At 48.9% G+C, this 24,598-nt stretch carries 23 protein-coding genes; 20 read left to right on the top strand and 3 right to left on the bottom strand.

Annotated elements, in window-relative coordinates:
- Positions 1–70: 70 nt before the first annotated feature.
- Positions 71–430 carry a 50S ribosomal protein L20 gene (gene rplT / locus E8L90_RS14855; RefSeq protein ID WP_007728568.1) on the top strand — a complete coding sequence of 120 codons (360 nt, stop codon included), beginning with the start codon at positions 71–73 and terminating at the stop codon, positions 428–430.
- 125 nt (positions 431–555) lie between these two features.
- Here rplT and E8L90_RS14850 read toward each other — a convergent pair whose 3' ends face one another.
- Positions 556–1,242 carry a response regulator transcription factor gene (locus tag E8L90_RS14850; RefSeq protein ID WP_137030061.1) on the bottom strand — a complete coding sequence of 229 codons (687 nt, stop codon included), beginning with the start codon at positions 1,240–1,242 and terminating at the stop codon, positions 556–558.
- Between the two features lie 193 nt (positions 1,243–1,435).
- On the opposite strand from E8L90_RS14850, the gene E8L90_RS14845 reads away from it, so the two are divergent.
- The 10 genes from E8L90_RS14845 (at position 1,436) to leuB (ending at position 11,864) form a co-directional block, all read left to right on the top strand.
- Complete coding sequence (locus tag E8L90_RS14845) at positions 1,436–2,350, top strand: R2-like ligand-binding oxidase (protein ID WP_279633653.1); 915 nt, start codon at positions 1,436–1,438, stop codon at positions 2,348–2,350.
- A gap of 156 nt (positions 2,351–2,506) precedes the next feature.
- A complete protein-coding gene (locus tag E8L90_RS14840) occupies positions 2,507–2,746 on the top strand; it encodes a hypothetical protein (RefSeq protein ID WP_137030060.1) in 240 nt (79 codons plus the stop codon).
- Between the two features lie 160 nt (positions 2,747–2,906).
- Positions 2,907–3,140, top strand: coding sequence for a hypothetical protein (locus tag E8L90_RS14835; RefSeq protein ID WP_137030059.1), 234 nt, complete (start codon positions 2,907–2,909; stop codon positions 3,138–3,140).
- A 210-nt stretch (positions 3,141–3,350) separates the two neighbouring features.
- Positions 3,351–4,052 carry a phosphoadenylyl-sulfate reductase gene (locus tag E8L90_RS14830; RefSeq protein ID WP_137030058.1) on the top strand — a complete coding sequence of 234 codons (702 nt, stop codon included), beginning with the start codon at positions 3,351–3,353 and terminating at the stop codon, positions 4,050–4,052.
- The gene (gene sat, locus E8L90_RS14825) at positions 4,034–5,173 is read left to right on the top strand and encodes a sulfate adenylyltransferase (protein ID WP_137030057.1); all 1,140 of its coding nucleotides are present in this window, start codon (positions 4,034–4,036) and stop codon (positions 5,171–5,173) included. Before E8L90_RS14830 ends, sat begins: the two co-directional genes overlap by 19 nt.
- 597 nt (positions 5,174–5,770) lie before the next feature.
- Entirely contained in the window at positions 5,771–7,507 is a 1,737-nt protein-coding gene (gene ilvB, locus E8L90_RS14820) for a biosynthetic-type acetolactate synthase large subunit (RefSeq protein WP_137030056.1), read from the top strand.
- Position 7,508: 1 nt separating this feature from the next.
- Complete coding sequence (gene ilvN, locus E8L90_RS14815) at positions 7,509–8,015, top strand: acetolactate synthase small subunit (RefSeq protein WP_137030055.1); 507 nt, start codon at positions 7,509–7,511, stop codon at positions 8,013–8,015.
- Positions 8,016–8,071: 56 nt separating this feature from the next.
- Positions 8,072–9,094: a ketol-acid reductoisomerase gene (ilvC, locus tag E8L90_RS14810; RefSeq protein ID WP_137030054.1), complete on the top strand. Its 1,023-nt coding sequence runs from the start codon at positions 8,072–8,074 to the stop codon at positions 9,092–9,094.
- A gap of 57 nt (positions 9,095–9,151) precedes the next feature.
- On the top strand, positions 9,152–10,690 hold the full coding sequence (locus E8L90_RS14805; protein WP_137030053.1) for a 2-isopropylmalate synthase: 1,539 nt from the start codon (positions 9,152–9,154) through the stop codon (positions 10,688–10,690).
- Between the two features lie 79 nt (positions 10,691–10,769).
- Positions 10,770–11,864 carry a 3-isopropylmalate dehydrogenase gene (gene leuB, locus E8L90_RS14800; RefSeq protein ID WP_137030052.1) on the top strand — a complete coding sequence of 365 codons (1,095 nt, stop codon included), beginning with the start codon at positions 10,770–10,772 and terminating at the stop codon, positions 11,862–11,864.
- Positions 11,865–11,937: 73 nt separating this feature from the next.
- Here the strand turns inward: leuB and E8L90_RS14795 are convergent, their stop codons facing one another.
- Both E8L90_RS14795 and E8L90_RS14790 read right to left on the bottom strand, forming a co-directional pair.
- Entirely contained in the window at positions 11,938–13,284 is a 1,347-nt protein-coding gene (locus tag E8L90_RS14795; protein ID WP_137030051.1) for a TrkH family potassium uptake protein, read from the bottom strand.
- Between the two features lie 86 nt (positions 13,285–13,370).
- Positions 13,371–14,813, bottom strand: coding sequence for an aminotransferase-like domain-containing protein (locus tag E8L90_RS14790; RefSeq protein WP_137030050.1), 1,443 nt, complete (start codon positions 14,811–14,813; stop codon positions 13,371–13,373).
- Between the two features lie 174 nt (positions 14,814–14,987).
- Between E8L90_RS14790 and E8L90_RS14785 the strand changes: the two genes are divergently transcribed.
- The 9 genes from E8L90_RS14785 to E8L90_RS14745 all read left to right on the top strand — a co-directional run bounded on the left by E8L90_RS14785 (position 14,988) and on the right by E8L90_RS14745 (position 24,598).
- Positions 14,988–15,494 carry a MogA/MoaB family molybdenum cofactor biosynthesis protein gene (locus tag E8L90_RS14785; protein ID WP_137030049.1) on the top strand — a complete coding sequence of 169 codons (507 nt, stop codon included), beginning with the start codon at positions 14,988–14,990 and terminating at the stop codon, positions 15,492–15,494.
- 121 nt (positions 15,495–15,615) lie between these two features.
- Positions 15,616–17,394: a B12-binding domain-containing radical SAM protein gene (locus E8L90_RS14780; protein ID WP_137030048.1), complete on the top strand. Its 1,779-nt coding sequence runs from the start codon at positions 15,616–15,618 to the stop codon at positions 17,392–17,394.
- Between the two features lie 35 nt (positions 17,395–17,429).
- A complete protein-coding gene (locus E8L90_RS14775) occupies positions 17,430–18,098 on the top strand; it encodes a DNA alkylation repair protein (RefSeq protein ID WP_137030047.1) in 669 nt (222 codons plus the stop codon).
- 174 nt (positions 18,099–18,272) lie between these two features.
- Entirely contained in the window at positions 18,273–18,887 is a 615-nt protein-coding gene (locus tag E8L90_RS14770) for a DedA family protein (protein WP_137030046.1), read from the top strand.
- A gap of 3 nt (positions 18,888–18,890) precedes the next feature.
- Positions 18,891–19,274 carry a DUF1294 domain-containing protein gene (locus E8L90_RS14765; protein ID WP_137030045.1) on the top strand — a complete coding sequence of 128 codons (384 nt, stop codon included), beginning with the start codon at positions 18,891–18,893 and terminating at the stop codon, positions 19,272–19,274.
- Positions 19,275–19,368: 94 nt separating this feature from the next.
- Positions 19,369–20,649 carry a kynureninase gene (gene kynU / locus E8L90_RS14760; RefSeq protein ID WP_137030044.1) on the top strand — a complete coding sequence of 427 codons (1,281 nt, stop codon included), beginning with the start codon at positions 19,369–19,371 and terminating at the stop codon, positions 20,647–20,649.
- A 127-nt stretch (positions 20,650–20,776) separates the two neighbouring features.
- Entirely contained in the window at positions 20,777–22,318 is a 1,542-nt protein-coding gene (locus tag E8L90_RS14755) for a spore germination protein (protein ID WP_137030043.1), read from the top strand.
- Positions 22,315–23,475, top strand: coding sequence for a GerAB/ArcD/ProY family transporter (locus tag E8L90_RS14750; RefSeq protein WP_137030042.1), 1,161 nt, complete (start codon positions 22,315–22,317; stop codon positions 23,473–23,475). Before E8L90_RS14755 ends, E8L90_RS14750 begins: the two co-directional genes overlap by 4 nt.
- Complete coding sequence (locus tag E8L90_RS14745; RefSeq protein ID WP_137030041.1) at positions 23,468–24,598, top strand: Ger(x)C family spore germination protein; 1,131 nt, start codon at positions 23,468–23,470, stop codon at positions 24,596–24,598. The genes E8L90_RS14750 and E8L90_RS14745 overlap by 8 nt, the downstream gene beginning before the upstream one ends.

Genomic DNA, 24,598 nt, shown 5'->3' with positions numbered 1-24,598 from the left:
TTACGCAGCATGAGCTCCCTAAGCGCCTAGCAGTAGGCCGCCATGCTGGAAAGACCAGGAGGAGTTTAGTATGCCAAGAGTAAAAGGTGGCATTGTTACACGCCGTCGTCATAAGAAAATCCTGAAGCTGGCGAAAGGATACTTCGGTTCCAAACATCGCCTGTTTAAATCCGCTAACGCGCAGGTAATGAAATCCCTGCTGTATGCATACCGTGACCGTCGTCAAAAGAAACGTGATTTCCGCAAACTGTGGATCACTCGTATCAACGCACAAGCTCGCATGAACGGTCTGTCCTACAGCCGTTTGATGCACGGCCTGAAAGTTGCTGGCATCGAAGTTAACCGCAAAATGCTGGCTGACTTGGCTGTTAACGACAAAGCTGCGTTCAACGAACTGGCAACAGTTGCAAAAAGCAAACTGAACGCTTAATTTTTGAATAGAAGAGCCGATCTTCCCCATTGAGGGCAAGGTCGGCTTTTTTGTTTTGGTCTGGACAGTGGTAGTCAAAAGAAAAAACAACCGAGCTCACATTCGGTTGTTTTTTCTATTTCTATTCAACAAATGATTCGCAGGCGAATAGCGTCTGCCACACCTTGTGCGCGATTTTGTACACCGAGCTTTTTTAAGGCGGACTTGATGTAATCCTGCACGGTAAACTGACTAATACCCATCCAGTTTGCCATCTCCTTAACGCTTTCGCCCCATGACATCCGCTGCATGACTTCGACTTCTCGGCGTGAGAGCTTGACGGCTTTTGGGCGAGGGGAGTCTGTTGCCAATACTTTACCCAGCATCGAACAGTATGTGCTCAGAGATTGTACCAATTGATGGTTGATGCCAGAACAGCCATCCTGATGCCAGGAAATGCCGGCGTAGCCGAGTACGTTAGGCCCGTAGCTGATAGGGAGAATGAGCGCATAAGGGGCGCCGTACACTAAATTGGGAGGGAACTGACGAATCGCCTCAGAATCTAGTAGTACGGCTCGCTGTTCACGGATCGCCTGCTGGATAAGGGGCATATTGCGCATGTCCACCCGTATATCGCGGATAGAGAATAACTCTTGGTCAAGGATCGACCATAGTCCCTCACCCATTTGACTGAGCGTGGAGTAATTGCACAGAATGGCTCCCATGAAAGGGAAGAGATCCACGAAACCGCGTACAGCAAGCACCAGTTTCTCCTCGTAATATGCCGTTTCTTCGATTCGATCGATGTACATGTTGAGCTCTGGACTGACCATGGAGTGATTGCCACCTCCATTTAAGTGATGAACACCCCCTGATTTTTGGGGATATGAACGATCGTTCAGTCTGACCTATAATCAAACTACAGCGTCTTCATTTTATCAAACCACTGATCGTAGCGTAAAGAATGGAAATTGGGATATATTAACAATTTTATAACTCCTTTCATTCGTTCGAAATAGAAGGCGTATGAGAAAAAAGAAAGGTTGGATGGGGATGAGGAATGGTTTTGTTTCGACCAGCCAAAAAGGATTGGATCAGGAGCTGCTGCCGTATCAGTTGTATCAAAAAGCGAAGAGATACGGCATTTGGAACCCGCAGGACATTGATTTTACGCAAGACCGTGAAGATTACGCGAATATGAGTCCGGAGCAGAAAGGAGAAATTTTGGGAAGGATTGCTGGCTTTCTAGGTGGGGAAGAGGCTGTCACCCTCGATCTTTTACCTTTGATCATGGTTATTGCAGAGGAAGGACGATTGGAGGAAGAAATGTATTTAACGACCTTCCTCTTTGAAGAGGCCAAGCATACGGAGTTTTTCCGATTGGTTCTCGACAACCTCGGCGAGTCAGGAGATTTGCATCATTTGCACGAGGATGTGTACAAGCAAATTTTCCATGAGATCTTGCCGAATGCACTTAATCGTCTGTTGACGGATAAATCCCCTGAAGCCATCGCAGAAGCCTCTACTGTCTACAACATGTTTGTGGAAGGCGTGCTTGCAGAGACAGGCTACTATGCCTTTTACGAAGCACTTAGCAAAACGGGGCTCATGCCTGGTTTAATGCAAGGAATTGGGTATTTGAAGACAGACGAATCGCGGCACATCAGCTACGGGACATTCCTGCTGCAGCGATTGATCTGTGAGCACCCCCATTTATACGATGTCATTGCCAAAAAGATGGATGAACTGGCTCCACTGGCAACTCATCTGTACGACTGGATGGATGACCCTCAAGGGGTGAGTGCATTCGGGGTAAAGGTCGCGGACTTGCAGCAGTTTGCGAAAAAGCAACAGAGTGTGCGCATGGAGGTACTTGCTCGAGCAAAAGGGCAGACAATTGAAGAGCTGTATAAGCATACAAGAACAGCTGTCGATGTGTAAGAAATCCATTATCCGTTATGGAACTAGGCTCGGGGCCGAAAAAGGAATCCGCCCAAGGTCTGAGTAAAAAACAACCTTCCGTCCGTGTTTAACAGCCTGGCTAAACGATTAAAATAAAGTCATAAGAGGAAATTATTGGATAGGAGAGAGATAAAAATGAAAAAACAAAAGTGGATGATGATGGGAATTACAGCAGTTGTTTGTTCGGCGATGGTCGTGCCAGGAGCGTTTGCCAAAGAGAAAGACGACGCAAATTCAGTGACAAATGCTTTCTTTGCCCCAGCTCCGTACACGACGGCTCCAGTAGTCCAAAAAACAGATGCGGTGACAGGCAAGCAAACACCAGGAAGTGCATTTATTTTCGCTCCAACTGTAAACGAAAAAGAAAAAAACTAATGGGTTTAAGCATCCGTACAGGATGCTTTTTCTACTGTAAAAAACGATTCCATCTCAAGTCTGAGAAAAAAAACAATCTTTCGTCCGTGTCGAGCAGACTCCCTACTGCCATACAATAAAAAGCGTTACAGGAAAACATTGGATAGGGAGAGAGACATAGATGAGAAAACAAAAATGGATGATGATGGGTGTAGCAGCAGTTGTCAGTTCAGCATTGCTTGTGCCAGGAGCGTTTGCAAAAGATAAGGATGATTCTTACACCGTGCCACCTTCCTTGATTACCCCTGGTTCGTACGCCATACCAACGGCTCAAAAAAACGAGGTCAAAAACACGCAACAAACCGGAGTCTCTTTTATTTTCGCCCCCACAGTAAACGAAAAAGAGGAAAAATAAAGCAGCAGAAAGCTGTCAGACCCTGTCTGGCGGCTTTTTGCTGTGAAAAAAATCTCGACGTTTTCCTGAAAGTGGATGCGACCGCTTGCGGACAACCAAACGGTCATGAGCGTTTGGTTTGGGCGAGTTGGATATAGGTGGACGATGCGCCACTTCCAGTCACTAGGCATATGATGGTGGGTGAATCCTAGCAAGAGAGGAGCTTCGCTGATGAGCAATCGCCAGAAAATGGCGGATGAGGAACTACAGGAATGGGCAAACCGACTGGAAGCACAAGCACCTGGGGACGTGCTTGTGAACGCCGTGGAAAACTACGCAGCGAGTCTGATCCTAGCTGCCAGCTTTGGCGCTGAAGATGTCGTTTTAATCGACATGCTGCACAAATTGGCTCCCACGATTCCTGTATTTTACCTCGATACCAACATCCATTTTACTGAAACGTATAATACGCGTGACAAGCTGCAAGCCAGATACGGCACAACATTTATTCAAGTACAGCCACAGCTGACCCTAACCGAGCAGGCAGAAAAACACGGAGAAAAACTGTGGGAGCGAGAACCGAATCTTTGCTGCGAGATTCGGAAGGTAGAGCCATTAAAGCGCGTCTTGTCCAACTATCAGGCGTGGATTACAGGCATTCGCCGCGAGCAATCACCTACCCGAGCGAATACCAAAAAAGTGGAGTGGGACGAAAAATTCAACCTGGTTAAATTCAATCCGTTAGCAGATTGGACGGAGGCCCAGGTGTGGGAATATATTCATGCACATGATGTCCCTTACAATCCATTGCACGACCGGAACTACCCAAGCATTGGCTGCCGAGTGTGCACGCGCGCTGTCCTGCCTGGCCAAGATTCTCGGTCGGGACGGTGGGCTGGCTTCGAAAAGACCGAATGCGGTCTGCACAAATGAACAGCGCAGGAGGGAAAGAAGTGAAGCAAACCATCTTGCCGCACGGGGTCAAAAAAGCCATCATCGTGGACAAATGGACCCTGTCGGACATCGAATGTCTTGCCATCGGAGCTTTTTCGCCGTTGGCTGGATTCATGGAAGAGGCGGATTACCACACGGTTGTGGAAACGATGCGTCTAGTTAATGGAGCGGTTTGGCCGTTGCCGGTGACATTGGCTGTCGATGCAGATGAGCATGACGATCTTGTACCCGGCGACAGTATCCTGTTACGTGGGAAAGATGGAGTGGACTATGCGATTTTGCGGGTGAAAAGCTGCTTTGTGCCAGATAAAATGCGGGAGGCAGAGCTCGTTTTTCGCACGGTGGATCTCGCTCACCCTGGTGTGAAAAAGCTGTTTGAAAAGCCAAACCTATATGTGGGTGGGCCTGTAGAAATCCTGCAAAAGCCACAGCCTGAGCGCTTTTCTGATTTTTATTTGACGCCGACTGAAACGAGAGAAAGATTTCAGGAAAATGGCTGGAAAACGGTGGTTGGTTTCCAGACGCGCAATCCCGTTCACCGGGCGCATGAATACATTCAAAAGTCGGCGTTGGAAATTGTCGATGGCCTTTTTCTCAACCCACTGATGGGGGAAACGAAATCAGACGATGTTCCAGCCCAAGTGCGAATGAAAAGCTATCTCGCCCTTTTGGAAAATTACTATCCGCGCAACCGTGTACTGCTAGGCGCTTTTCCGGCTGCTATGCGTTATGCGGGCCCGCGTGAAGCGGTCTTCCACGCATTGGTACGGAAAAATTACGGTTGTACGCACTTTATCGTCGGCCGCGATCACGCAGGGGTAGGCGATTACTACGGCACGTATGATGCGCAGCATATCTTTTCGGAGTTTGCGCCAGGCGAGCTCGGTATCCAGCTGCTCTTTTTTGAACACAGCTTTTACTGCAAGGCATGCCAAGGGATGGCAACGACCAAGACGTGCCCGCATGACAAAGACTTGCATATGACTTTATCGGGAACAAAAGTGAGGGAAATGTTGAGAAACGGGATCACGCCACCTCCGGAATTTACACGTCGGGAAGTCGCAACGATCTTGATAGAGGGATTGAAACCTCCGCAATAAAACGGAGTCGAATAAGCAGGAGAGGGACGGCATAGCCGTTCTTCTTCCAATGCAAAAACTGGACAAGTCTTCCTTTTCTTGTATCCGCTTTCACACAAAAACCGCGCTGTAAAGCCATTTCCAACTGAGCATTCGTTCGGACGAAAGTCCAGTAAAATCTTTTTGTTTTCGTTGACACCCCCTAGGTGCCTAGCTATAATCAGACGTAACACTTTATTCTGACAACAACAATATTGAAAATATTTTTTAAATAGCAGGCTATGACGAGGACGGTGCGCGTTTCCCCTTTTACAGAGAGCCCTGATGCTGAGAAACGGGTATAGGGTACGTCGCATTGCTCACCTCCGAGCCGTTTAGCTGAAACTTGCTTTGCAGGTAGTAGGCCAAACCGCTTAACACCCGTTAACGTGTTACAGTCCACATTTGTTGTGACTGGCTGAGATCGGCTGACCGTGAGGCGTCGATAAAGTTGGGTGGTACCGCGAACCCTTTCGCCCCAAAAGACATGGAAATAAAACCGTGTCGGGGCGAAAGGGTTTTTCTATGTGTCTATAGTTATTTTCAATACCTGCTTAGAATTGGGAGGAGGAGACATCAATGAGTGTTGAAATGGCCGAATTGCAGAAAAAGAACGACATTCCACCGATTCAGTTCGGGGAAGAAGTGACAGGAGCAGAAACGCTGCTGCGCTGTTTGATCCTGGAGCAGGTCGAATACATTTTCGGCTATCCAGGTGGTGCGGTGCTCCCTATTTATGACTCCCTGTATGGGAGCTACTTCAAGCACATTTTGACTCGCCACGAGCAAGGCGCTATCCACGCTGCTGACGGATATGCCCGAGCGACAGGAAAACCGGGTGTATGTATCGCTACTTCCGGTCCGGGAGCAACGAACCTCGTAACGGGGATTGCAACCGCTCAGATGGACTCGGTTCCGCTGGTCTGCATCACAGGTAATGTCGCACAGTCGCTGATTGGTACTGACGCGTTCCAAGAGGCGAATATTACGGGGATAACCATCCCGATTACGAAGCACAGCTACTTTGTCCGCGACATTCGCGATCTTCCGCGGATTGTGAAGGAAGCTTTCCACATCGCGACAACAGGTCGTCCGGGCCCAGTATTGATCGACATTCCAAAAGACGTCGCCAATGCAAAGGCACCATTTACCTACCCGGATCAAGTGGAGATTCGCGGCTACCGCGCTTCACTCGTACCAAGCGACGAAGAAGTACATGAGTTTGTAAAAGCCGTTAGCGAAGCAAAGCGTCCAGTCATTTTGGCGGGCGGGGGAATCATTGCAGCGCAAGCAGAGAAGGAATTGCGCGACTTTGCTGAAAAAACACGCATCCCTGTGATCAACACCTTCATGGGATTGGGCGGTTTCCCTGGAACACACGAGTTGTCGCTAGCAATGCCAGGGATGCACGGAAATTACACAGCGAACCAAGCACTCTTGAATGCGGATTGTGTGATTGGTCTGGGAGCACGTTTTGATGACCGGATCACGATGGGACGCACGAAGGAGTTCGCACCAAAAGCCCGCATCGTACACGTCGACATCGATCCAGCAGAGCTAGGGAAAAACGTTGAGACGGCCGTCACAGTAGCGGGCGACGTGAAGAGCACGCTTGCAAAAGCAATTCCGCTCGCAAAAACTTGTGATTCGGAAGCGTGGATCAACCAGTTGAAAGAGTGGCGAGAACAATATCCGTACAAGTACAAAAAAGATGGCGACGTATTGAAGCCACAAGCAGTCATTGAACTTTTGTACAACTCCACAGATGGGGAAGCGATCGTCACAACAGACGTTGGACAACACCAGATGTGGACAGCTCAATATTATAAGTTCAAGCACCCGCGCTCCTTTATCTCTTCCGGTGGTCTAGGCACGATGGGCTTTGGCTTCCCGGCAGCAATTGGCGCACAGATCGCTCACCCGGATCGCACGGTAATCTCCGTCGTTGGGGATGGCGGATTCCAGATGACCAACCAGGAGCTGGCAATCGTCTCTCAATACAACATTCCGGTCAAAGTAGCGATTGTAAACAATCAGTGCTTAGGAATGGTTCGCCAGTGGCAGGAGCTCTTCTACGACAATCGCTACAGCCAAATCGATCTGACCTGCAGCCCGGATTTTGTCAAGCTGGCGGAAGCCTATGGCGTAAAAGGCTTGCGAGCAAGCACGCCGGAAGAAGCCGAAGCAGTTTGGGCAGAGGCGCTTGCGCATGATGGACCAGTCGTGGTGGACTTCCGAGTAGCACAGGGAGAAAACGTATATCCGATGGTTGCAACAGGCAACACACTAGATCAGATGGAATTGGGGGACGATTAGGATGCAGCAACATACCATTTCCGTACTCGTCAACGACCAACCAGGCGTTTTGACCAGAGTGGCGACACTGTTCGGCCAACGTGGCTTCAACATCGACAGCATTACGGTGGGAGGCACGGAAGAACAGGGGCTATCCCGGATGATCATTTCAACCGGGGGAGATGACCGCCAAATCAATCAGCTCATGAAGCAATTGCACAAGCTGATCGATGTCATCTCGGTCACGAATCTCAGTGAGAACCCTTTTGTATCACGGGAACTGGCGCTGATTAAGGTGACGGCATTGCCCAGCCAGTTGGCAGAGTTAAACGGAATTGTCGAGCCGTTCCGTGCCGCGATCGTCGATGTGGGTCCTAGCTCACTAATCGTGCAAGTAACGGGTGACACCGAAAAGATTGATGCGCTGCTCGTACTATTACAAAGCTACGGCGTTATTGAACTGACAAGAACGGGTTCAGTAGCGATGGCGCGCAGTATTGTTCCAGCAACAGCCGCAGCAATGGTTTAAATCGCCAAATTTCAGAATAAAAATTCAAACTAAACATTTTTAGGGAGGCTACACAAATGGTAAAAATGTATTATGAAGCGGACGTAAAACAAGAGGTACTGCGTGGGAAAACAATTGCAATCATCGGTTACGGTAGCCAAGGTCATGCACAAGCACAAAACCTGCGCGACAGCGGTTATAAAGTAGTTGTTGGTCTTCGTCCAGGTAAATCTTGGGATGTAGCAGCAAAAGACGGTTTTGAAGTACTGACTGTAGCAGAAGCAACCAAACGCGCTGATGTGGTTCAAATCCTGATGCCAGATGAGCGTCAAGCACAAGTATATCGCGACGAGATCGCGCCAAACCTGAAATCCGGCGCTGCATTGTGCTTCTCTCACGGATTCAACATCCACTACGCACAAATCGTGCCACCAGCTGATGTAGACGTAATCATGGCTGCTCCAAAAAGCCCGGGTCATCTCGTTCGCCGCGTATACCAAGAAGGCTTTGGTGTACCTGGACTGATCGCGATCTACCAAGATGCGACTGGCAATGCGAAAGACCTCGCACTCGCATACTCCAGCGGTATCGGTTGCACAAAAGCTGGCGTTATCGAAACCTCTTTCCGTGAAGAGACAGAAACAGACCTGTTCGGTGAGCAAGCAGTTTTGTGCGGTGGCGCAAGCGAGCTGGTAAAAGCAGGCTTCGATACATTGGTGGAAGCAGGTTATGCTCCTGAGATCGCCTACTTCGAGTGCTTGCATGAGCTGAAGCTGATCGTTGACCTGATGTACGAGGGTGGCTTGGCTCGTATGCGCTACTCCATCAGTGACACAGCTGAGTACGGTGACTACAGCATTGGTCGTCGCATCATCACAGATGAAACTCGCAAAGAAATGAAAAAAGTATTGGCGGAAATCCAAGACGGTACATTCGCCCGCAATTGGATCTTGGAAAACCAAGCAAACCGTCCTGGCTTCACTTCCCGTCGCCGCCTGGAATCCGAGCATGGCATCGAGGTAGTAGGAGAGCAACTGCGCGGCATGATGTCTTGGATCAACAAAGATACGAAAAAAGAAGAAGCGAAAATCGGTCAATAAATAGGCGTGTAAAAAACGCATATATAATGTAGGGAAAAATGTGGAGGTGAAAAGTTCATGCGGACCATTGAGATTTTTGATACGACACTGCGCGATGGGGAGCAGTCTCCGGGCGTCAATATTAGCACGAACGAAAAGGTGGAGATCGCCCTTCAACTCGAAAAGCTGGGTGTAAACAGAATGGAGGCGGGCTTCGCTGCTGCCTCCCCTGGTGACCAAAAGTCTGTGGCCGAAGTTGCAAAACGGGTGAAGAATGCAACCGTCGTCAGTCTGGCTCGTGCCGTAAAAGACGACATGGATAAGGCATACGAAGCGCTTCGCAACGCACAAAACGCTTCCCTCCACGTCTTTCTCGCAACATCTCCGATTCACCGTCAGTTCAAGCTGAACATGAGCAAGGAAGAAGTCCTTGCTCGGGCGGTGGAAGCGGTCACCTATGCGAAAAAGTACTTTACAGAAGTTCAGTTTTCCGCAGAGGATGCGGCGCGTACCGAGATCGACTTTTTGGCAGAGGTTGTCGAGGCGGTTATTAAGGCAGGGGCTACCACGGTAAATATTCCAGATACGGTTGGCTACATGACGCCGTATCAATACGGAAACATTTTCCGCGAGCTGAAAAAACGCGTGCCTTCTACTGAGCTGATTCGCCTGAGCTGCCATTGCCACGATGACCTCGGGATGGCAGTCGCCAACAGTCTCGCTGCTGTCGAGGGTGGAGCTACGCAGGTCGAGGGTACCATCAATGGAATCGGAGAGCGCGCTGGAAATGCTGCTCTGGAAGAAGTGGTGCTTGCGTTGGAGACGCGCAAGGATTACTACCAGGCGACGACCAAGTTGAACTTGAGAGAAATCGCACGGACCAGCCAGCTGGTGAGCCGTTTGACAGGGATGATCGTGCCCGGCAATAAAGCAGTCGTAGGGGCGAATGCTTTTGCGCACGAATCTGGTATTCACCAGGATGGTGTGTTAAAAGAGGTCACAACGTACGAAATTATCCGTCCGGAATCGGTCGGCTTCAAGTCAAACAAACTGGTTCTCGGCAAGCACTCTGGGCGCCATGCTTTCAAAGACAAGTTGGTTGATCTGGGTTATCACTTGGAGCAAGAAGAGGTAAACGCAGCGTTTGCAGCGTTCAAAGTATTGTGCGACAAGAAGAAAGAAATCACGGATGACGACATTCTCGCTCTGGTAGACTCCAAGATGGTTCGCGGACCAGAAGCGTTCCAGCTGGAATCCGTACAGCTCGCATACGGCAACATTTCTGTTCCGACAGCGAGTGTGCGACTGGTTCGTGCCGACGGATCGGTATGCGAAGAAGCCGCATGTGGAAATGGATCGGTTGATTCTATCTACAAAGCGATTGACCGCGCTACCGGAGAAGAAGTCACCCTCGTCGATTACAAAATCCTTTCGGTTACCCACGGGCAAGATGCGTTGGGTGAAGTGTTCGTACGCCTTCAACAGGGCGATCTGATCGTAACAGGACGCGGTGTGAGTACGGATGTGCTGGAAGCAAGCGCCATTGCCTATGTACGGGCAGTCAACAAGATCATGGAGCGGAGAGGCGAGCCTACGCCCGTCAGTGCAACGATATAAAGATAGGGTCAAATGTGGATAGGGTCATAGGAACCAGCAGCGTTCGGAAACCATTACGTATAGAAAAGCGGGATAAACGATGAAGAAAAACTATCGCATCGCCGTTCTTCCTGGAGACGGTATTGGACCAGAAATCATGCAGGAAGCGGTCAAAGTCCTTACACTCGTAGGGGAACTTGAAGGTGTCACTTTTACATGTGAAGAAGGCCGAATCGGTGGTATCGCAATCGATACGGATGGAACACCGTTGCCAGAAGAAACGGTAACGCTGGCAAAGCAAGCGGATGCTGTGCTCTTGGGAGCCGTTGGCGGACCGAAGTGGGATCAGAATCCTGGGCATCTTCGTCCAGAAACAGGGCTGCTCGGCATTCGCAAAGCACTCGGTTTGTTTGCGAACATTCGCCCAGCTACCATGCACAGCTCTCTGGTGGATTCGTCCACCCTCAAGCCAGAAGTCGTTTCTGGCGTTGACTTGATCGTTGTACGTGAACTGACCGGGGGGATTTACTTCGGTGAGAAAAAACGCTACGACGGTCCAAACGGTGAGGTCGCTGAAGATCAGTGCATCTATCATGAAGCGGAAGTCGAGCGAATCATTCGAGTCGGTTTTGACATTGCGCGCAAACGCCAAAAGCGTCTCGTATCTGTAGATAAGGCAAACGTCCTCGAAAGCTCCCGCCTCTGGCGCAAGGTAGCCGAGCGAGTAGCAGCAGATTATCCAGATGTAGAGCTGTCTCACCAGTTGGTAGACTCTTGCGCGATGCAGCTCGTGCGTGAACCAAAACAGTTTGACGTCATCGTGACGGAGAACATGTTTGGCGACATCTTGAGCGATCAGGCAGCGATGCTGACTGGCTCGATTGGGATGCTGTCCTCGGCGAGTCTGGCAGCAGGCAGCTTTGGCTTGTATGAACCGGTTCATGGCTCTGCTCCTGACATTGCTGGAAAAGGCATTGCCAATCCGTTGGCAACCATTCTGTCCGTAGCGATGATGCTTCGTCTCTCTCTCGGTATGGATGAAGCGGCAGCAGCGGTTGAAAACGCAGTTTGGTCCGTGCTGGAAGCAGGACATCGCACTGGCGATATCGCGGCAGACAGAAGTAAAGCGATTGGTACAGTCGAGATGGGCCAACTGGTTCGCGACGAGCTGTCCAAACAGTGGAAAAAGCAATAAAATCATGAGAAAAACAAAACCCTGCCAAAGTCCCTCGGGCGCTTTGGCAGGGTTTTCTCCATTCTTATACGGTTTATCCAATTGTGATCTTCCCTTTTGGATAGCGGAAGTACTCCTTTTGCTTGCGTTGTGCGAGGGCAAAGGCAATCGTGAGTGGTCCCAAACGACCGGCAAACATCGTCAATATGATTAGCGTCTTCCCGATCGGAGTCAGATGAGGGGTCAGCCCCATGGATAGTCCGGTCGTAGCAAACGCAGAAGTGACCTCGAACAGGATCATCTCGAATCGTGCGGTTGTCTCCGTAATCGAGAGCACCATCGTCATGACAAGCACAATGAACAAGGCGATCATCGTCAGTGTCAACGATTTGTAGACCATGTGAGGCAGGATGCGTTGCCGGAAGAAGATCACGTCTTCCTTTCCTTTCACTTGGGCGACCACAGCACCAATCAGTGTGGCGAAGGTCGTCGTCTTGATACCGCCTCCCGTCGAGCCAGGAGAAGCACCGATGAACATTAGGATAATAATGAGGAAGAGGGATGATTGATACATGTCACCGATATTTAAGGTGTTCGAACCCGCCGTACGTGCTGTGACTGACTGATAAAGCGAGCCAAGCACTTTGCCCATCATAGACAAAGGCTGCAGGGTCTTTGGATTCGTATACTCTAAAAGAAAGATCAGAGCAGTTCCTGCGACAACTAATATCCCGGTAGTAGACAAAACGACCTTCGTATGTAGAGAAAGACGGCGCGTTTGACGGTAATCGTACAGCTCACTCACAACGATGAATCCGATCCCGCCGAGGATGATCAACAGACAGACAACAAGTGTGACGATTGGGTCATCCACATAGGCTGTCAAGCTGGCGAATTCACCCATTAAGTCAAAGCCAGCGTTATTAAAGTTAGAAATCGCATGAAAAAAGCCGAAGTAGATCGCTTTGGGTAATGGGAAATCAAAGGCAAACCGTATAGAGAGAAGCACACCGCCGATCAGCTCAGTAAGGGCAGTGAAAACCACAATCATTTTGGCCAAACGTACGACACCTTCTATCGACATCTGATTCAGCGATTCTTGCAGGATGAGCCGTTCACGCAATGAGATTTTTTTACGCATAATCAGTGCGAAGAAGGTAGCGAACGTCATAAATCCGAGACCGCCAATTTGAATGAGCGACAAAATGACGAGTTGGCCAAAGGTCGTGAAGGTCGTACCGGTATCGACGACTACCAGGCCTGTCACACACGTAGCAGAGGTGGCCGTAAACAGCGCATCAATCCAATGCAGACCAAGTCCATCAACTGTAGCGATCGGGAGTGTCAAAAGCAGCGCTCCCAAGAAGATAATCAAGGCAAACCCAAGAACAAGCGTTTTTGGTGGATCAAGGTGAAGCTTTTCTACGATTTTTTTAATCATAGCAGGTTATACCTCGGCTTTTTTCGAGTCTGGTGAAGAGGAAAGAGGGAAATCCATTTCTTAGTATGGCATTTCCCTTAGAAAACTTACCGCAGAAGAGCAGCACCCAATCGGTGAAGCCAATGCTTCAACTCCCGTTCTTCCAGTGGAGCGAGTGGGAAACGGACAGCCGGGCAGCGCAGTATGTCGGCAGGCTCATCTGCTACGCGAAAAGCATGACCGCCAGTCAGTTCGAGTCCCTCCTCCCGCAGAATAGCAACGACTCTCTCTTCTTGTTCGGTTGCTCTTGCGGTTGGCGTGCCCCATTTAATCCACGTATTTAAGCCGCCTGCGATGGGGAACATCCGCGCGTGATCGGGGAGTGCTTGCCGTTTTTCCTGCCAGAGTCGCAGGAAGCGGGCCTGGAACAGGGCACGACGATCTGCAAGAAACTCTTCGTAAAACCAAGGATCATCGAGGAGTTGAACGGCTGCCTCTACGACAAGCAGGGACGGTTCCGCTCCGGTCATGGAAACAAGCTGGCTGTAGCGCTCCAATTCATCATCCGATAAATCAGAAGGAAGCATTAACACGCCCAATTGCAGGTCGCGTGCCAGTGTTTTGGACAAAGAATGCAAATAGTAGACCTCGATAGAGCTTTTTGCCTGCACAGCCATGTGATACAGGGGAACGCTCGGCTCTTCAAACCAGAGGTCGCCATAATGGTCGTTTTCAATAAGACGTACGTTATGTTTCTGTGCCCATTCGAGCAATTCTTCTTTTCGTTTCAATGAATAGCTGATGCCCGTAGGGAATTGGTAATGCGGGTTAATCAACAGCCAATTGGCGGGGTAATGCTCCTGCTCCTCATTGAGGGCTTGCAGACAGACGCCTTCTTCATCCATTCGAATCGGGCGAACCGTAATACCGCACTGGCTCAGTAAGCGCAGGAATACGGGATAGCTATACTCCTCCACATAGACGACATCGCGCGCATTCATGATGCGCTGTGCTAGAAAGGCGAAGCCGCTCGTGCTTCTATTAAAAAGCAGAAGGCGTTCTGGTGAGTGTGGCAGTCCCCTGCGGCTCAGATGATCAGCGAAAACTTTGGTAGCCTGCGTTCGCATGATTTTCTTCTTCGCGGATGGTTCATCCAATACGGTCAGGCTCTCATAAAAAGCACCACGCAATCGCTTCACCAGCTCTTCGCTAGGACGAGGGGAGGAATCAGCTAGGGAAGCGATTGGAATATCTGTGAGCGGGAGACGGTTTTCCAAACGAGCTTCTTTGGCAAGCTGCGTCAAGTAATAACCTTTGCCGTGCACAGCTTCCAGCCAGCCTTCCAACGCAAGATGATCATATGCTTTTTTGACTGTCTCCAATGAGCAGCCGCTAATTGTTTTCATATCTCGCAGCGATATCAATTGTTGTCCATCTACAAGAAAGGCACCACGCAGAATCGCTGTTTTCAATTGTTCAGCGAGTTGTACATAGATTGGTGTGTGCGATTGTTTGTGGAAATGAAAAGAAAAATACGGTCGCTCTGGCATTCGCGCACGCCTCCTTGTCTGTCAAAAAAATAGCAGTCATCAGCATTATATAGGAAAGAGAAGCATCTCGGGTATAGGGAGTGAAGAAATTGTTGCCGGAACGACGAGGGTATTGGAAACCCGAACATGGTATCATGAGAAAAGATATATATTGAAGAAATGAGGAAAATACGGATGAGTACGCAGGAACATAAGGCGCTATCACCCAAGCAAGTCACATGCATGGTCATTACCGTTTCCGATACCCGGACTGAGGATACAGATAAAAGCGGACAGTTAATGAAGCAGCTTCTGACTGAAGCCGGTCACAGCGTTGCTCTTTATCAAATGGTAAAGGACGAGCCTGAACAGGTCATTGCGGCGATCGAAGCGGGAATCGCACATGGCGACGTTCAAGTCATTCTTCTCAATGGCGGTACTGGTATTTCGCCAAGAGACAATACCTTCGAGGCGGTTTCTGGCTTACTCGATAAGGAAATGCCGGGATTTGGCGAACTGTTTCGGATGTTGAGCTTTACAGAAGATATCGGGTCGGCAGCGATGCTCAGTCGTGCGATTGCAGGGACACGGAAAGGGAAAATGATTTTTTCCACGCCAGGCTCGACAGGTGCGGTGCGACTGGCGATGAATCGGTTGATCGTGCCGGAGCTGGGGCATGTGGTTCGCGAATTAAACCGTTAACGATTTGCCGTTACTAGCCTCGTATGGTACTGTTACGAAAGGAAAAAGATCGGTCAGACCTGAACCATCGATTGCAGATGGTTTTTTGGTGCCGAATTTTGCAAGGAGAGTAGACCCATCCATGAAGATTTTACTATCGACCCTAAATGCCAAGTTTATTCACTCCTCACTCGCTTTGCGTTATTTGCGAAGCTATGCCCAGGAAGCATTTCCTTCGATTGAGCTGGTGGAGTATACCATCAACGATGTGACGTTAAATATAGTAGCAGATATACACAAGCGCAAGCCCGATGTCATTGCATTTTCCTGTTATATCTGGAACATTCGTGAGACCCTCAGTGTCATGCGTACGCTGAAAAAGATTTGCCCGGATGTTCCGATTATCCTTGGCGGACCAGAAGTGACCTATGATGCGGACGAATGGATGAAGAAGCACCCTGAGATCGATGTCATTTGCATTGGCGAAGGGGAGCAGACCTTCTTGGAGCTTTTGCAGGTCTATCAGGAATCCCTGCAAACCAAACAGCCTCCACGCTTGCGTGATGTAGCCGGAATCGCTTATCGCGAAGAGGAGTACGTGCGTTTTTCTATGCCGCGTGCGCAAGTGGAAGAGATGGACAGTATTCCTTCCCCATACGCGGATCATCTGGACGAGCTGAACAACCGCGTCGTCTATTTTGAGGCATCACGTGGCTGTCCGTTCAAATGCCAATATTGTCTGTCTTCGATTGAAGACGGCGTACGCTATTTCAGTCTGGAACGAGTGAAAGAAGATCTCATGCGTTTGATCAATCACGGCGTCAAAACAATCAAGTTCGTGGATCGAACGTTTAACATCAATAAAAAATATGCGTTGGAAATCTTTCAGTTTTTGATCGATAACCACAATGGCACGGTCTTTCAATTTGAGATCACGGCAGATATTTTGCGCGCGGACGTACTCGACTTCTTGACCGAGAACGCACCGCCAGGCATTTTCCGCTTCGAGATTGGGGTTCAGTCCACGAATGATGAGACCAATCGCCTTGTTCAGCGGATTCAGCGCTTCGATCGTCTTGCGCGTACAGTGACACAGATCAAGGATTCCAAAAAAATCGATCAGCACTTGGACTTGATCGCTGGTTTGCCTGAGGAAGATTATGCATCCTTCCGCAAAACCTTCAACGACGTGTTTGGTCTGCGCCCGGAAGAACTTCAGCTCGGTTTCTTGAAAATGCTGCGCGGGACAGGTGTTCGCGCGCGTGCGGCTAATCACGGCTATGTTTTTATGGATGAGGCTCCTTACGAAATTTTGGGGAACAACGTCCTTTCCTTTGATGACATGCAAAAAATCAAGCGTGTAGAAGACATTTTGGAAAAGTACTGGAATGCGCATCGGATGGACTATACAGTGGAGTGGCTACTGGCGAATCAGTTCGAAACGGCTTTTGACTTCTTCCAGGCATTTGGCGATTATTGGGAGAATCAAGGCTGGGGCCGAATCGGTCATCAATTAGAGGATTTGTTCCTGCGTTTGCAGAAGTTTTTGCAATTCCAGCAAGTGGACGGTATGGGGCATGTGCTCAGCATGATGAAATTCGATTTCCTGCGCAACCAGAAGCATCGCCCGCGCAAGCTGTGGTGGGAGGATGTCATGGACAAGGAAGAGATGCAGCAGACGTTTGCTGTCCTAACCGAGCAGCGTGAGCGACTCCGCGATGATTTTGCGGCGCATGCTGCTTTGGAAAAAGATTACTTCAAGCACACGCTGACTGCCAAGGTGACCTTTGATATTGAAAAATGGATGGAGACCGGTGAGCTTGTCGAGGGAGATTTTACACTCGTCGTGTATTATCCGTACAAAGATGAAGAGCAGAATGCTTTTGCTGTCATCAAGCAGGACGTCCAAGTAGCAGGCTAAACCACCGGATGATCAGATGAGTGGGGGAGACGCGGATGAACGCAAGTGAGTATACGGAGGCTGTCGAGGAACGGTTGCGTGCACATGGCGATTCGATTGTGGCTGGCCCCATGGCGCAGTACATGAAAAATCAGTTTCCCTTTCTGGGGATAAAATCACCACAGCGCAAAGAACTGACCAAACAAATCTTTCGTGATTATGGTGTACCCGAAGATTGGGAGCAGGTCGTTCGTTCCTTGTGGGCTTTGCCAGCGCGAGAGTACCAGTATGTAGCGCTTGACGTACTCGAGAAGTCCAAAAAGCGTCTCACCCCTGACCATCTCCCGTTCGTTGTCGAACTGATCACGACAAAATCGTGGTGGGATACCGTCGATTATTTAGCTTCCCATACAACGGGCAAATTGTTCGCCGTACATCCCGAGCAGATCGAACCGATTACGACTGCCTGGATGGATGGAACCAACATGTGGCTGCAACGAACGGCAATTTTATTTCAGTTGTCGTACAAGGACAAGACAGATCAGCGGCTACTCTTTTCCTTGGTGGAAAGATGCGCGGATTCCAAAGCGTTTTTTATTCAGAAGGCAATCGGCTGGGCGCTGCGAGAGTATGCGAAAACAAATCCCAAGGCCGTTCGTGGATTTGTAGAAGTGACGCCACTTGCGAGTTTGTCCAGACGTGAAGCGCTCAAATATCTATCATGATAGAGTTGTCTGGTGTATCTGTGCTTGATAAAATACGTAAATCTATTGCAAAATAAACAAGTACCTTTTTTGAGGTTCATAACGTAATACATAGAGTCAGATATCGTGCGATGCCATAGCTGCTAGTATGTCAAGAAATGACCGCACTGTGGCAAGGATAGGGGATTTTGCCTCATGGAAGTCGACCTGCTAATGTCCATCATAGAGCAATACGGCTACGTAGCGATTTTTTTCCTGCTTTGGCTGGGGATTGTAGGCTTGCCAATTCCCGATGAGCTGGTTGTCGCTACAGGAGGATTTCTTGCCTCCATTGGCATGTTAAACCCTTGGTATTCTTTTTTGGCGGGATATTTAGGGGTTGCCTCCGGATTGACAATTGGCTTTTTACTTGGAAAGTACTTTGGAAAACCAATATTGCAATGGCTGTGCAAAACCGAGAAAATGAGGAACGCTGTGAATCGATCAACGGGCTTGCTGGAGAAGTATGGAACTACTGCTCTTTGCATCAGCTACTTATTTCCGGTTGTCCGTCATGTCGTACCGTATTTGGTTGGGCTGGGCGGTATGACGTTCCGGCGTTATGCGATGCTGTCATATCCGATTGGGTTGGTTTGGACCATCGCCTTTTACTTTCTCGGCCATGTATTCGGTAATAATGTGGAAGCCATTATCGAAGTCATCCGTAAATACGGTTTCTACGCTTTGCTGGTGATCGTGGTTTTGGGTGTGGTATTCTTCGTACGCAAGCAGTTTATGGGAAATCGGGCATATCGGGCAAAAGGAGAATAAGAAATGTACCATCAACAATTAGCTGCCCACCGTCGCAATTTCGTGTTGGTGCTAGTCATAAGCTGGGGCCTCCTCTTGGCAGGATATTTCAATTCAAATGTTTGGGTACTGGCTGGGGGAGCTTTACTGCTAAATGGATATGCTTATTACCTGATGCAGACAGACAAGCGTCTGGCGAAAGCAAAAGGTTTTCGGGTTCCGGAACTGAGCCTTTTGTTGGTCGCATTTTTAGGAGGAGGGATCGGTGCGCTTGAGGGTATGCTCCTTCAACGGCATAAGACTAAGCATATGTCTTTTCTCATCCTGCTCCCGCTCTTTTGCATCGCGCAAATTGTGTTAGTCATTTGGTTGACGCAGCTATACTTGGATAAAAGTCTCGTGTCGTAGGTGGCACGGGATTTTCTTTTTGCGAACGGGATTCTCTTGTTTGAAAATTCAGCCTATAATAGAGGTAACGATAGAACAAGCTGAGGAGGTAGCTATGTCTCAATCAAGCAGCTTCACGAAAACGTACGCACAGCAATTGGATGCACAGGACGAACTCGCGAGCTATCGCGAAGAGTTTTATCTGCTTCCGAGCCTGTATTTGGATGGAAACTCGCTTGGCCTCATGTCAAAAAGAGCGGAAAAGAGTGTCATGGATATGATGCAGTCTTGGAAGGAGCTGGGTGTGGAAGGCTGGACAACGGGTCATCATCCGTGGTTTTTCTTTTCGGAGAAATTGGGAGAGATGAGCGCAGCACTTGTAGGGGCAAGCCCCGAGGAAGTGATCGTCACGGGATCTACGACCATCAACCTGCATCAACTGGCAGCTACCTTCTATCATCCGGTGGGGAAGAGGACGAAGGTCGTTGCCACCGAGCTGGATTTCCCTACCGATATATACGCACTCCAGAGTCAAATGAAGCTCCATGGGCTGGACCCGGAAGAGCATTTGGTTCGGGTAGCGTCAAGAGATGGTCGTCTGATCGAGGAAGAGGATATAATCCATGCGATGACAGATGAAGTTGCCCTGGTTGTCCTCCCTACCGTCCTGTATCGCAGTGGCCAGCTGCTCGATATCGAACGGTTAACAGCAGCCGCACATGAGAGAGGCATTCTGATTGGTTTTGACGGATGTCATTCTGTAGGAGCGATCCCGCACTCCTTCAGCAAATGGGGAGTGGACTTTGCATACTGGTGCAATTACAAATACGTAAATGCAGGGCCTGGAAGCGTGGGCAGCCTATATGTCAACCGCAAGCATTTTGGCAGGACTCCTGGATTGGCGGGATGGTTCAGCTCGAAAAAGGATAAGCAATTTGACATGGACCATACGTTGGATGCATGCGAAAGTGCGGGCGCTTACCAGATTGGTACCCCACATATGCTGAGTCTCGCCCCACTGCTTGGTTCCTTGGAAATGTTTCTGGAGGTGTCCGTGGAAAAACTGCGTACCAAGTCGCTCGGCTTAACGCGGTTCATGATGGATTTGATCGAGGTGGAGCTGGCAGACATGGGCTTTACGATTGCGAACCCACAGCAGGATGATCGTCGAGGTGGGCATGTCAGCCTTGAGCACGCCGAGGCCATACGTATATGCAAAGCCTTAAAGGAAGCGGGCATTATTCCTGACTTCCGTGCCCCAAACATCATCCGGCTAGCCCCTGTTGCTTTCTATACCACTTATACAGAGGTTTGGGAAAGTGTCCAGATCGTAAAGACGATCATGCTAGAGAAGAGCTACGAGAAATTTGAGAACAAGCGCGAGGTAGTTGCTTAACAGGTCCGACTTAGGTTGGACCTGTTTTTCTTTTTGATATACGTCTTTTACGGGATTTCCTTTCCATTATTGGGCACACTATCCGTACTTGTAGGCAGGATACATTCCATGGATAAGGGTGAGCAGCTTGAACCAGTTTTTTCAAGCATGGAAAAAAAGAAAAGAAGCCCTCCAGTCAAAAGAGTTGGATCAGCACTCCAACAAGAGCATGGAAAGCGTATCGGATGTTGCACTCACAACGAATGTGGAAGAAAACATCCAATTGATTCAAGCGCAGTTTGGAAAGTGTGACGATCTCGTTGTTCGGCGTTTTCAAACAAAGTCGAAGGCTCAAGCCGCTATCATTTTTATAGATGGCATGGTGGATCGCAATGTCATCAGTGATTTTATTATTCGCTATATGACGACTCCCGCTATCACCTATGATGATCCGGCGACAAATGAGCTGGATTTGACAGACAAACTAAGGCAGATCGTCCGTAATATTTTGTCTGGATGCGCGGTACTGATCATCGATGGGTGTCAAAATGCTTACTTGAATAACACGAGAGGTTGGGACAGGCGTTCAGTGGAAGAGCCTCAGACGGAATCAGTCGTACGAGGGCCACGCGATGGTTTTTGTGAGACGTTGTGCGTGAATGCAGCATTGATCCGCTTCCGCTTGAAAGACCCCAATCTCAGAGTGCGTCATATGGTTGTCGGGGAACGAACACAAACTGACATTTACATCATGTACATCGAGGGTATTGCGTATCCTCCGATGGTGGAAGAAGTGTTTGCGCGAATAGAGAGTAAGGTTCGTGTGGATTCTGTGCTGGAGAGCGGGTACATCGAACAAATGATCCAGGATCGGAGATGGTCCCCGTTCCCGCAGATTCAAAATACGGAGCGCCCTGACAAAGTAGTGGCCAATCTTTTGGAAGGGAAGGTAGGCATTCTGGTAGATGGGACTCCGTTTGGATTGATTGCTCCGGCTGTATTTTCGCAGTTTTATCAGAGTCCAGAGGATTATTACGAGCGATTTTATATCGCGACCTTGATTCGTTTCATTCGGCTTATCAGTATCAGCATCGCCTTGCTGTTGCCGTCTCTTTATATCGCTTTTAGTTCGTTTCATCCAGAGATGATCCCTTCTCGACTGGTCATTGCGATGGCGGCAGGACGATCTACCGTTCCATTCCCTTCTTTAATCGAAGCTTTGTTTATGGAGTTGGCCATTGAGATATTGAGGGAAGCAAGTGTGAGGCTGCCGGGGCCAATCGGTCCTACGATCGGGATTGTTGGAGCACTCGTGGTCGGGGAAGCAGCGGTAACGGCCGGGCTTGTCAGTCCTGTCATGGTAATCATCGTGGCTGTGACGACAATCGGCTCGTTCGCATCCCCGAGTTACAGTGCAGCAATTGCTATTCGCATGCTCCGTTTTCCGGTTATGATCCTGGCCGGGATGTTTGGTCTTTACGGTATTATGCTGTTTTTGATCGTCATCCTGATTCACTTGTCTTCACTGAAATCGTTTGGAGTCCCCTATATGAGCCCGCTAAGTCCGCTCAACCTGAATGGAATGAAGGACTTGTTCTTACGGGTACCCCATCATCTGATGAAAACAAGGCCGATGATGTTTCATGTTCAAGATAAAATCCGGATCAATGAGGAGGATAACACGAAATGAACAGGAGGGAGGGGCACGGCTGGCAGCAGACTCTATCGATGTGGCAGCAAATTTGTCTCATCACAAGTACCTTAATCGGTGTCGGCGTTTTGACCCTCCCTCGTACAACCAGCTCGAAATTATTTGAGGCAGGCTGGATCGCCCCTCTGATTGGCTCAGCAGGTGCGTATGTTTCCTTATGGTTAATTGTCAAATTGAGCAGGCGTTACCCGGGGGAAACCTTTATAGAATATAGTCACAAGGTATGGGGATCTGTCAGACGTCCCTGGGTGGGCAAAGTATTCAGCCTCCCTTGGATTTGTGTCTATCTGGTATACCTGTATTTTTCCACGGCAATCATTTCACGTGTATTTGGAGAAGTGGTTGTGACTTCCGTTCTTTTGCAGACTCCGTTGGAAGTTGTGATTATCACGATGTTTTTGCTGATACTATTTTTGTGCATGCACGAGGTGGAAGTAGTAGCGAGGGTGAACGAGTTGTTGTTTCCTTTTATTATCTTGCCACTCCTTTTTATCGCGATTGCGTCGTTCCAGAAAGCGGAATTTGGGAATCTCCTGCCGATTAATCATGTGTCGTTCCGTTCAATGGTAGAGGGAATCTATGAAGGAATTTATTCCTATTCCGGTTTTGAAATTATGTTCATCTTTTTCGCTTATGCACAACAAAACACGAACAGAGAATTGGCGGGCTTTTACAGTCTGTTAATTGCAGCATTGCTCTACATGTTAATTGTGGTGGCTGGCATTTCGGTATTTGGATATGAAGAGCTGCAGAAGTTGACGTGGCCGACACTTGAATTGGTCAAGACGACGCAGGTGCCTGGATTGATCTTGGAACGTTTGGAGTCCGCATTTTTGGCAGTGTGGGTTTCGGCTGTTTTTACTACGGTAGCCAACGCGTATTACGTGGTTGTTTATTCGCTGAGACAATTGTTTCGCAAGGGAATTAGGTTTCAAAGAACCGTGGCTTCTGTTCTCCTCGTCCCTTTATTCTTCCTTTCCCTCATTCCACAAAACACCACGGAAGTATTTAAGTTGGCTTCGTTGCTGGGGTTGTCTAGTTTGGTCATTAATTTGCTGTTCCCAGTCGTTTACTGGGTAGCAATCCTCATCCGCGACATGGTGACCCGACGAGAGGGGCGGAATATCGATGGGTAAGTCACTTAGATGCTTCGCTTTGTTGATCATCTGTACACTCTTGCTGTCAGGGTGCTGGGACAGACGTGAATTGGAGGAACGCGCATCGGTATTGGCCATTGCGATTGATCAGGACGAAAAGGATGAAAATCTGTACAAAATGACGGTCCAAATCCCGATTCCTATCAAAATCGCGGGGAGTAGCGGGAAGGGTGGGGGAAATAATGCGGATGCCGTGAAAATCATGAGCGTGACAGGAAGAACGGTGACAGATGCATCCAACAACTTGCAAATGCGGCTAAACCAACGATTGTTTCTTGGACATACCCGTATTCTTGCCGTGAGTGAGGAAATCGCTAGAAAGGGGATCCAAGACATCATGGACAGTTTTCGTCGCGAACCGCAAATACGGCGACTGATGTGGCCGATCGTCGTGAAGGGCAAAGCGTCTAGCTTGCTGGAAATCAAACCGAGAATCGAGCCGATTCCAGTCGTCTTTTTGATGGGGCTGATCGAAAATGGCATGAAATTAGGAAGAATTCCGGATCAAACGTTGGGCGACTATTTCAATCAGACCTCTAATCTAACCATGGAGCCGTTTTTGAATTATGTAGAGGCAAGAAAAAATGAGGTGAGCTGGAAAGGGGTTGCTGTTTTTCGCGGACACAAGATGGTGGGGATATTGGATGACGAGCAGTCATGGATATTGCTTCAGCTGCGAAATGAAAAACCGGGTGGAGACATTGTGATTCCGTTGCCGAAAACCAAAAACGGATATGTGAGTTTTCGTCCGCATTTTGTAAAAAAAAAGGTGATCATTCACAAATCCTCTTCCGCTACTTATCATTGCGAGCTCCAAGGAGATATTGTCGAACTCACAGAAGACCTGAAAATTCCTCCAGAGCAATTCATCCTACAAATGCAAGCCCTTATCAAAAAAGAAATGGAGAACCGCGCAAAGAAGCTGTTGCAGCAATTACAAAAGCAGTACAATAGTGACATTTTGAAGCTGGGCCTTATACTGCGTGCGAAGCATTACCAAGACTACTGGAAAACGCACAACTGGAAGGAAGATTTCAGGCATTTTCCGGTTCGCGTTACATACACAATCAAGCTGCGTCGTCTTGGTATGGAAATGCAATAG

The organism is Brevibacillus antibioticus (assembly GCF_005217615.1).
Lineage (GTDB): Bacteria > Bacillota > Bacilli > Brevibacillales > Brevibacillaceae > Brevibacillus > Brevibacillus antibioticus.
This window is presented reverse-complemented; position numbering and strand designations above follow the sequence as displayed.

What these genes read in the sequence shown, in the direction of transcription:
- ilvC (WP_137030054.1), top strand. Translation starts at nt 8,072, where the DNA reads ATGGTAAAAATGTATTATGAAGCGGACGTAAAACAAGAGGTACTGCGT.
- E8L90_RS14805 (WP_137030053.1), top strand. Translation starts at nt 9,152, where the DNA reads ATGCGGACCATTGAGATTTTTGATACGACACTGCGCGATGGGGAGCAG.
- E8L90_RS14745 (WP_137030041.1), top strand. Translation starts at nt 23,468, where the DNA reads ATGGGTAAGTCACTTAGATGCTTCGCTTTGTTGATCATCTGTACACTC.
- E8L90_RS14845 (WP_279633653.1), top strand. Translation starts at nt 1,436, where the DNA reads ATGAGAAAAAAGAAAGGTTGGATGGGGATGAGGAATGGTTTTGTTTCG.
- ilvB (WP_137030056.1), top strand. Translation starts at nt 5,771, where the DNA reads ATGAGTGTTGAAATGGCCGAATTGCAGAAAAAGAACGACATTCCACCG.
- E8L90_RS14790 (WP_137030050.1), bottom strand. Translation starts at nt 14,813, where the DNA reads ATGCCAGAGCGACCGTATTTTTCTTTTCATTTCCACAAACAATCGCAC.
- E8L90_RS14765 (WP_137030045.1), top strand. Translation starts at nt 18,891, where the DNA reads ATGTACCATCAACAATTAGCTGCCCACCGTCGCAATTTCGTGTTGGTG.
- E8L90_RS14785 (WP_137030049.1), top strand. Translation starts at nt 14,988, where the DNA reads ATGAGTACGCAGGAACATAAGGCGCTATCACCCAAGCAAGTCACATGC.
- leuB (WP_137030052.1), top strand. Translation starts at nt 10,770, where the DNA reads ATGAAGAAAAACTATCGCATCGCCGTTCTTCCTGGAGACGGTATTGGA.
- E8L90_RS14850 (WP_137030061.1), bottom strand. Translation starts at nt 1,242, where the DNA reads ATGGTCAGTCCAGAGCTCAACATGTACATCGATCGAATCGAAGAAACG.
- E8L90_RS14770 (WP_137030046.1), top strand. Translation starts at nt 18,273, where the DNA reads ATGGAAGTCGACCTGCTAATGTCCATCATAGAGCAATACGGCTACGTA.
- E8L90_RS14795 (WP_137030051.1), bottom strand. Translation starts at nt 13,284, where the DNA reads ATGATTAAAAAAATCGTAGAAAAGCTTCACCTTGATCCACCAAAAACG.
- E8L90_RS14780 (WP_137030048.1), top strand. Translation starts at nt 15,616, where the DNA reads ATGAAGATTTTACTATCGACCCTAAATGCCAAGTTTATTCACTCCTCA.
- ilvN (WP_137030055.1), top strand. Translation starts at nt 7,509, where the DNA reads ATGCAGCAACATACCATTTCCGTACTCGTCAACGACCAACCAGGCGTT.
- E8L90_RS14750 (WP_137030042.1), top strand. Translation starts at nt 22,315, where the DNA reads ATGAACAGGAGGGAGGGGCACGGCTGGCAGCAGACTCTATCGATGTGG.
- E8L90_RS14840 (WP_137030060.1), top strand. Translation starts at nt 2,507, where the DNA reads ATGAAAAAACAAAAGTGGATGATGATGGGAATTACAGCAGTTGTTTGT.
- sat (WP_137030057.1), top strand. Translation starts at nt 4,034, where the DNA reads ATGCGGTCTGCACAAATGAACAGCGCAGGAGGGAAAGAAGTGAAGCAA.
- kynU (WP_137030044.1), top strand. Translation starts at nt 19,369, where the DNA reads ATGTCTCAATCAAGCAGCTTCACGAAAACGTACGCACAGCAATTGGAT.
- E8L90_RS14775 (WP_137030047.1), top strand. Translation starts at nt 17,430, where the DNA reads ATGAACGCAAGTGAGTATACGGAGGCTGTCGAGGAACGGTTGCGTGCA.
- E8L90_RS14830 (WP_137030058.1), top strand. Translation starts at nt 3,351, where the DNA reads ATGAGCAATCGCCAGAAAATGGCGGATGAGGAACTACAGGAATGGGCA.
- rplT (WP_007728568.1), top strand. Translation starts at nt 71, where the DNA reads ATGCCAAGAGTAAAAGGTGGCATTGTTACACGCCGTCGTCATAAGAAA.
- E8L90_RS14835 (WP_137030059.1), top strand. Translation starts at nt 2,907, where the DNA reads ATGAGAAAACAAAAATGGATGATGATGGGTGTAGCAGCAGTTGTCAGT.